Annotated in this window: 6 protein-coding genes; 5 read left to right on the top strand and 1 reads right to left on the bottom strand. The window is 64.5% G+C overall.

Annotated elements, in window-relative coordinates:
- A partial coding sequence (locus tag GDA49_13645; GenBank protein ID MBC6441417.1) for an ankyrin repeat domain-containing protein occupies positions 1–1,521 on the bottom strand: 1,521 nt, incomplete at its 3' end.
- Between the two features lie 160 nt (positions 1,522–1,681).
- Between GDA49_13645 and GDA49_13640 the strand changes: the two genes are divergently transcribed.
- The 5 genes from GDA49_13640 (at position 1,682) to GDA49_13620 (ending at position 8,793) form a co-directional block, all read left to right on the top strand.
- Positions 1,682–2,305: a class I SAM-dependent methyltransferase gene (locus tag GDA49_13640; protein ID MBC6441416.1), complete on the top strand. Its 624-nt coding sequence runs from the start codon at positions 1,682–1,684 to the stop codon at positions 2,303–2,305.
- A 416-nt stretch (positions 2,306–2,721) separates the two neighbouring features.
- Positions 2,722–3,633 carry a class II glutamine amidotransferase gene (locus GDA49_13635; protein ID MBC6441415.1) on the top strand — a complete coding sequence of 304 codons (912 nt, stop codon included), beginning with the start codon at positions 2,722–2,724 and terminating at the stop codon, positions 3,631–3,633.
- Positions 3,615–5,567, top strand: a complete 1,953-nt coding sequence (locus GDA49_13630) for a glutamate synthase (protein MBC6441414.1) — start codon at positions 3,615–3,617, stop codon at positions 5,565–5,567. The genes GDA49_13635 and GDA49_13630 overlap by 19 nt, the downstream gene beginning before the upstream one ends.
- A gap of 10 nt (positions 5,568–5,577) precedes the next feature.
- Complete coding sequence (locus tag GDA49_13625) at positions 5,578–8,106, top strand: FAD-dependent oxidoreductase (GenBank protein ID MBC6441413.1); 2,529 nt, start codon at positions 5,578–5,580, stop codon at positions 8,104–8,106.
- A gap of 276 nt (positions 8,107–8,382) precedes the next feature.
- Complete coding sequence (locus tag GDA49_13620) at positions 8,383–8,793, top strand: HIT domain-containing protein (protein ID MBC6441412.1); 411 nt, start codon at positions 8,383–8,385, stop codon at positions 8,791–8,793.
- Positions 8,794–8,804 lie beyond the last annotated feature (11 nt).

The raw sequence follows: 8,804 nt of genomic DNA, 5'->3' as shown, positions 1-8,804 counted from the left end.
GTCTCCGGCCCGGGCCCCGATGTTGGCCCCGGTAGCGATCAGGGTCTCCACGGTCTCCGCTGTGCCGAAACGCGCCGCCCAGTGCAGCGGTGTATTTCCGAGTTCGTCCCGCGCCCCGATGTTGGCCCCGGCGTCGATCAGGGCCTTCACGGTCTCCTCTGTAACGCCAAGCGCCGCCACGTGCAGCGGTGTCTCTCCGCCTTCGGCCCGCGCCTTGATATCGGCCCCGGCGTCGATCAGGGCCTGCACGGTCTCTGCCGTGCCGTGACCCGCCGCCACGTGCAGCGGCGTCGCTCCGCTGTCGGTCCGCGCCTCGGTGTCAGCCCCTGCGTCGATCAGGGCCTTCACGGTCTCCGCTGTGCCGTGACCCGCCGCCACGTGCAGCGGTGTCCCTCCGCCTTCGTCCCGCGCCTCGATATCGGCCCCTGCGTCGATCAGGGCCTTCACGGTCTCTGCCGTGCCGTGACCCGCCGCCACGTGCAGCGGCGTCGCTCCGTTGTCGGTCCGCGCCTCGGTGTCAGCCCCTGCGTCGATCAGGGCCTGCACGCTCTCCGCTGTGCCGAGACCCGCCGCCGCGTGCAGCGGTGTCCATCCGCTTTCGGCCCCCGCCTCGATGTTGGCCCCAGCGTCGATCAGTGCCTTCACGGTCTCCGCTGTGCCGTGACGCGCCGCCCCGTGCAGCGGTGTCCCTCCGCCTTCGTCCCGCGCTTCGATGTCAGCCCCGGCATCGATCAGTGCCTTCACGGTCTCCGCTTTGCCGCCATCCGCCGCCCAGTGCAGCGGTGTCTGTCCGCCTATGTGCCGTGCCCCGATGTTGGCCCCAGCGTCGATCAGTGCCTTCACGGTTTCCGCTTTGCCGAGACCCGCCGCCAACTGCAGCGGTGTCAATCCGTCTTCGTCCTGCGCCTCGATGTCGGCCCCGGCGTCGATCAGGGCCTTCACGGTCTCTGCTGTGCCGTAACGCGCCGCCAAGAGCAGCGGTGTCGATCCGCCTTTGTCCCGCGCCTTGATATCTGCCCCTGCGTCGATCAGGGCCTGCACGGTCTCTGCTGTGCCGTAACGCGCCGCCAAGAGCAGCGGTGTCCATTCGTCTACGATCCGCGCCTCGATGTTGGCCCCTGCGTCGATCAGGGCCTGCACGGTCTCTGCTGTGCCGTAACGCGCCGCCAAGAGCAGCGGTGTCCATCCGTTTCCGGCCCGCGCCTCGATACCTGCCCCAGCGTCGATCAGAGCCTTCACGGTCTCCGCTGTGTCGCCAATCGCCGCCCTGTGCAGCGGTGTCCATCCGATGCTGTTCCGCGCTCCGATGTCGGCCCCAGCGTCGATCAGGGCCTGCACGGTCTCCGCTTTGCCCCACCGCGCCGCCCTGTGCAGCGGTGTATTTCCGAGCTCGTCCCGCGCCCCGATGTTGGCCCCTGCGTCGATCAGAGCCTGCATGGTCTCTGCTGTGCCGTAACGCGCCGCCAAGTGCAGCGGTGTCGATCCATTTTCGTCCCGCGCCCCGGATTTCCGCGTGTCCATATCGGTTTCTTCCCTGGAAGAATGGCTATCGTTTCACGTTAGCTTAATCATAGCGCACCACGTGACGTCGCTCCACGCTTTCCTGTGTCCGGTCGTGGCCTCCACGCAGCGATGGCACCATAGTCGCGGCCATAGTCACGATGATTAAGGGAGTTACGCCATGAGCGATCACGTCAATCTTCACAGGCTCTACAACGCCACCAACCTCGACGAGCTGCGCGAGGCCTATGACGCCTGGGCGAAGACCTACGACCGGCAGATCATGGTCGACTACGGATGGTCCGGTCCGCGCCTCCTGATCGAGCGGGTGCGGCCTCTGCTCGCCGACGAGGCCGCGATCATGGATGCCGGCGCCGGGACCGGTGCGGTCGGGCTGGCGGCCAGGCAGGCCGGTTTCACAACGCTGGATGCCATGGACCTCTCGCTCGAGATGCTGGAGATCGCGCGCGAGCACGGCGTCTACCGCAACATCCGGGCCGGCATGCTGGGCGAGGCGCTCGACTACGGCACCGACAGCTACGATGCCGTCCTCAGCGCGGGTGTCTTCACCCCGGGCCATGCCCCGCCGGGCTCGTTCGATGAACTCTGCCGGATCGTGAAGCCGGGCGGTTACATCGGCTTCACCATGCGCCACGACCGGACGCCGGATGGCTTCATCGGCACGTTCGAGCGGCTGGCCGATGACGGCACCTGGGAACAGATCGATGTCAGCGAACCCTTCCAGGGCATGCCCGGCGGCGAGCCCGAGCTGCGCCACAGGGTCTGGCTGTTCAGGGTTCTCTGAAACAGGTGATGTCATCCCGGCCGACCGGGGATTTTGTGACCGAAGCCGCCGAAACGATCGAAGAAAGCGCCATGAAACCCCCCGGTGCCGGCGTAGTTCGTCGGCGTGATGTCCTGCGTCAGACAGGCCGGAAACATCACACATCCCGCATCCCGCATAATCTCGCGTGGCTGACCACCTCACAGAGGTCGGCGGATCGTCGGTGTGGTGAACAACGATCTCGTCGCGGACGACGTCCTCTTCGGACCGCCCTGATCCCGGTGTGACTCCTGAAGCGTTTCGAGACGGCCCGGTCACAGGAATGACCGGGCCGTCTCGCATTCGGTATCCGCCGCTTTCCGTTGCAACGGGCGGGTTGGCTCGCTATATAACCAATGTACGTCCAGGAAACTTCGTTTCATCGGAGGAATCAAGTCATGTGCGGAATCGCAGGCATTTTGCTGAAGCGCGACGGCGTCGAGATCGACACCGGTCGCGCTCTGGTCGACATGCTGGACGGGTGTCAGCATCGTGGTCCCGACTCCACGGGCTTCGCGCTCTACGGTGACGACACCCAGGGCCAGCTCAAGCTGCGCTTCTATGTCGGCACCGACAACGAGGCCGGCGACGCCATCGCTCGGCTCAGGGAGGTCTTCGCCCAGCACGGTGCGGAGATCGTCGAGGACGAGCGGATCGGCGGCAGCTATCGCACGATCGTGCGTTTCGGCGGCGATCTGCAGAAGTTCTCCTACGCCATCGAACATGCCGCCAAGGTGCTCTCGATCGGCGAGAGCCTCGAGATCGTCAAGGATGTCGGTGGCGCCCACGATGTCGACGACGTCTATGACGTCCACGTCTTCAAGGGCAGCCATGGCCTGGGACATGTTCGGCTTGCCACGGAGTCCGACGTCGAGCCCGAGGCTTCGCACCCCTTCTGGGCAACCGGCTTTTCGGACGTGGCGATCGTTCACAACGGCCAGATCACGAACTACTGGAAGATGCGTCGCCGCCTGGAGCGCCGTGGCTTCGAGTTCGTCACCGACAACGACAGCGAACTGATCGCGGTCTATCTCGCCGACAAGATGAGCCAGGGCGTCGCCCTCAACGATGCGCTCGCCAGCTCGATCGGCGACATGGATGGCACCTTCTCGTTCCTGGTCTCGACCAGGGACGAGATTGGCTATGCCAAGGACCAGCTGGCCGCCAAACCGATGATCATGTTCGAAAACGACGACCTGATTGCCATCGCCTCCGAAGAGGTGTCGCTCAATCGGCTGTTCCCCGGCCGTGCGCTTGACACCCGTGAACCCCCGCCGGGAAGTTACAACACATGGTCACGATCGATCTGAGCGGTCGCGAAACCCGCGACGTCAACGAGGAGATACGCAAAGCTGCCGCCGACGGCGAGAGCATTGAGGTCCTGAACCCCGACGCACGCCACCATATCGGCGTCGGTGTCATCCATCCGGTCGACATCCACATCCGTGGCTCGGCCGGATATTTTTGTGCGGGTCTCACCGACACACCACGCTTCCACGTCGAGAGCAACGTGGGTTGGGGCGTGGCCGACAACATGTACCGCGGCTCCGTCGTGGTCGGTGGCAACGCCGGTGCGATCGCCGGTGTCGCCATCCGTGGCGCCGACCTGGTTATCAAGGGCAACATGGGCTCCCGGGCCGGTCAGGTCATGAAGAAGGGCACGCTGCTGTGCTGTGGCAACGCCAACTTCATGGCGGGTTACATGATGTACGGCGGCCGCATAATCATTCTCGGCCAGTCGGGCGAGCGTCTCGGTGAGGATATGACCGGCGGCGAGATCTTCCTTGGCGGTGAGCTCCAGTCCCTGGGTTCGGACGCCGAAGTCGTCGATACCGACTCCGCCGAGATCGACGAGGTCATGGAGTTTCTTGATCGCTACGAGATTCCCTTCAGGAACACGTTCCGCAAGGTCGTGAATGCGGGCAAGAAGCTGCGCTACGGCACCGCCGAGCGCCAGGTCCGCTCGATCCCGTACTTCAATTTCTCCGGCGAGAGCGACTACTGGAATCACAAGATCCAGGAAGACGTCTACATCAAGTCGCAGATCGGTCGGTACCGTGTGCGCGGCTACGGTGGCGCCCGCGAGCTGCCGCATCTTTCCGATCTGGCTTTCCGCAAGGACATCACCATGGCGGCGATCGGCGACGATCCCGTCAGCGATGTCAAAATGCACACCAGGATAGGTGGCAAGAACGGTGCCAACCCGCTCGATCTCACCATGCCGGTGCTGATCGCGCCCATGAGCTATGGCGCACTGTCGCGCTCTGCCAAGCAGGCCATTGCGATCGCCTCGGGTATGGCGGGCATTGCCGAGAATACGGGTGAGGGCGGCATGAGCGACGCCCAGCGTGATGCTGCCGGCCAATTGATCTTCCAGATGCTGGGCGGCCGCCTGGGCTGGAACATCCACGACATGAACCGCGCCGACGGGCTTGAGATTTACATCTCCCAAGGTGCGAAGCCGGGCTTCGGCGGCCAGCTCATGGCCAAGAAGGTGACCAAGGATCTGGCCGAAATCCGCGGAATTCCCGCGGGCATTGACCTGCGCTCACCCTCCCGCCATCCCGACATCCTCGGTGCCGATGACCTCGTCATCAAGGTGGAGGAGCTGCGCGAGGCCACCGGCTATCGCCTGCCGGTCAGCGTGAAGCTGGGCGCGGGTCGTATCCACGACGACATCAGGATCGCTGTGAAGGACGGCTTCGACTTTGTCGAACTCGACGGCATGCAGGGCTCGACCGGCGCCGGTGGCGCGGAAGTCATGGAGTATGTCGGTATCCCGACGATCTCGGCGATCTGCGAGGCTGAAACCGCGTTGGCGTCGATCGGCCGCCGTGACGACATCGAACTTGTCCTGATGGGCGGCCTGCGCGACGGCATTGATGCGGTGAAGGGCATGTGCCTGGGTGCCGATGCCATCGCGCTGGGCACCGCGGCGATCATTGCCGGCGGCTGCATCGCCTGCATGCAGTGCCATGTCGGGCAATGCGTCACGGGTATCGCCACCCAGGATCCCGAACACGAGGCGCGCTACAAGTCGAAGGTTGAAGCCCAACACATCTACACCTTCCTCGAAAGTGTTCGTTGGCAGATTGCTGCGATTACCAAGGCGCTCGGACACAATGATGTCCGTCAGCTTGGCCGCGACGACCTCGTGGCACTGACCCCCGAGGCGGCCGAAATCACCGGCCTGCCCTACGAACCGGAACGCCGGAACGAAGAGCTGTTCCAGGCTGCTGGTTAGGAAGACAACCATGGCCATGAGCACCGATAGCGGCGCGAACCTTCTGCCGCCCGAACTCGCCGACGACACCAATGACAAGCACTATGTGGCAGCGCCATGCCAGATTGCCTGCCCGGTCGGCACCGATGCGCCGAGCTATATCGGCTACATATGGGAAGGCAAGTTCGACGAAGCCTTCGAGGCGATCACGGCGACCAACCCGTTCAGCTCGATCTGCGGCCGTGTCTGTGATGCGCCTTGCGAGCCGGCCTGCCGCCGTGCGGCAAGCGACGGTCCGCTCCAGATCCGCAATCTCAAGCGGTTCGTCATGGACAAGCTCGGCGTCAGCTGGAAGCCTGAAGTGGCACCGGTCACGCGCGAGCAGAGCGTCGGCATTGTCGGTGCTGGCCCCGCCGGCCTCGTCGCCGCCCACGATCTTGCTGTCGCGGGTTTCAAGATCGACGTCTACGAGATGACCGACAAGGCCGGCGGCATGATGATCTGGGGCATTCCGGCTTTCCGTCTGCCGCCCGGCATCATCAACGAGGATATGGGCCGGCTCGTCGCTCGCTGTCCGGGTCTCACGATCCACACCAACACCGCACTCGGTCGCGATGTCACCCTGCAGCAGCTGAAGGAGCGGCACGACGCGGTCTGCCTGACCATCGGCTCCTGGTGGGGCAAGAAAATGGGCATCCCCGGCGAGGACGACGCGCGCGTGATCGACGGCGTCGAGTTCCTGCGCCGTGTGAACGACGGCGAACGCCCGCAGATGCCGCGCGAGGTCGTTGTGATCGGCGGCGGTGACGTCGCCATGGACGCTTGCCGCGCTGCCCTTCGCCTGCCGGGCTGTGAACACGTCAAGGTTGTGTACCGTCGCGGTCCCGACGAGATCCCGGCGCGCAAGATCGAGCTTGAGGGCGCGATCGAGGAAGGCATTGAGTTCGTCTACAACACCCAACAGGTCGAGATCATTGATGCGGGTGACGACAGCCTGAAGCTGCGCTGCGTGAAGACCGGACTGGGCGAGCCCGACGAGGAAGGCCGCCGCCGGCCCGAGCCGATTGCCGGGTCGGTGCATGATATCGATTGCGGCATGGTGATCGCGGCGGTTGGCCAGTTTAGCGCCTGCGACGACGTCGAAACCGGTACCCTGATGGGTTCGGACCGCGTCAACACGTCCTGGGAGACAATGCGGACGGACGATCCCAAGGTCTTTGCGGCCGGAGACGGTGCGTTCGGCGGCTCCACGATCGTCATGGCCATGAGCCACGGCCAGCGCCTAGCCTACTACGTGAAGTCGTTCCTTGAGGGTAACGAGGTGCCGGTGTCCTACCGCACGCCGTGGCGCACGCGCCGGGTGCCGGTGGCGCAGGACCTCAACTGGGAGAAGTTCGGGCTGCACCACCCGCCGTTCCATGGTGTCGGCGAGAACCCCATCGAGTTCCCGGAGATCGAGTCGACCTACACTTGGGAGGAGGCGCGCAACGAGGCCGCCCGCTGCTACCGTTGCGATGCCGAAACCGGTTCCGCCGACTACTCGGTGAAGAACCGCGAGGACATCTTCCTGATGGCGCGGATGGACAGGACCGATGTGGCCCGTCAGGCAAAGATGCTCGCCAAAAGGTTGCGTCCGCGCGAGAATCCCTTCCCGGAGCAACGCCCGGCTACGGTCGATGATCTGGTCTTTCTGCCGGCCAACCTGTCGCGTCTGGTGATTGATCCCTATCGCGAAGCCTGCAAGGTGGCGACCGATCTCGGATTCGGCCGCATGGAGATCGCCCAACCCTTCTTCGCCACCGGTTTCGACAACGCGCCGGCAGATGTGAAGGCCGGGATCGCGAAGGGTCTGGAGGCCGGTGCGGCCGGCTACATCGGCGTCCAGCCGATCGGCGACAACGTACCCTGGCTGCAGCTTGTCATCCCCGGTCAGATCGCGTCCGACGCCGAGGCGGCCGGCCTGATCCATGTTGTCGGGCCGCGTTTCGCGGCACCCGGCGATATCAGGCGCCATCACGACGACCAGCTTCTTGGCCTCTCGGTGTCCCATGCCGAGGCGCTCGAAAAGGCCATCGTGTTCGGCCTTGACAACGGCTTCGACGTTCTGCTGCTCAACGGTAGTGCGGCGGTCGGTCGCGACTGGCCGGAGCTTGCCGGCCCGCCCGATCTTTCGCTCATGCGCGATGCCATCCGCATCCTTCGCCGCCTGAACAAGGAGGAGGAGATCGACCTCCTGTGGTTCGGCGGGATTCGGTCGGGCACCGACGCGGCCAAGCTGATTGGCATGGGCTCGAAATCGCTGGTGTTCGGCATGACCGTGGCCTTCGTGGCCGGTGGTGAGATCATCGGCGATCATGCTCTCGTCTTTGCTCCGGACCTGAGCGAGGATGAGCGCGGCCATGCCGTGGCCAACATCCTGAAGTCGGCCTTGGGCGAAGCGTCGATGATGGCGCGCTGTACCGGAAAGACCAATCTCCACAACCTCGAGCCCGAAGACATGCGCGCGCTCACGCTGGCGACGGCCGAGGCCACGGATATCGTCCTGGCCGGCAAGCACTAGGTCTTCCGCGGGTTTGTCGCCCGACTGAAACAATTCCTGCGGTCGGGTTGAAACACGGCGCTGCGATCCGTCGAGCGAAGCGTCCTCTGGTCTTCGAGGCGCTGGATTTCGGTATCATCGGGATCAATGACATCAACCTGACCTAACCTGACCTTGGCAGCCGCACCGTTCGGGGGCATGAAGGACAGCGGTCTCGGTCGCGAGGGTGCGCGAGTGCATCGACGAGTATCTCGAAGCCACGCTTGGTGGTTTTGCGATCTGGAGCAACAATCAGCCATGGCCTTCGCGCTCGACCCCAAGCTTGATACAGACACCCATGCCGTCTGCGATCTTGACCTCTGCACCGTGCGGCTGATGAACGACAGCCGTTTCCCTTGGCTGATTCTGGTGCCGAAGCGTGAGGGGCTCGTGGAACTGATCGATCTTGAGGGCGACGAACGCCGCCTGCTGACCGAGGAGATCGATCGTGCCACGCGGGTCCTGCGGGAAGTCGCTGCTGCCGACAAGATGAATGTCGCCGCGCTCGGCAACAGCGTGCGCCAGCTCCACATCCACGTCATTGCGCGGCACGAGGGCGATCTGGCCTGGCCTGGGCCGGTCTGGGGAGCCGGCCAGGCCGAACCTTATGGTGACAATGTGGCCGCTGGGCTGATCGCCGATGTCCTCGGGCGTCTCGACGCCGCCTGATCATGAACCTC

The sequence above is a fragment of the Rhodospirillales bacterium genome (genome assembly GCA_014323865.1).
Taxonomy (GTDB): Bacteria; Pseudomonadota; Alphaproteobacteria; order SP197; family SP197; genus SP197.
This window is presented reverse-complemented; position numbering and strand designations above follow the sequence as displayed.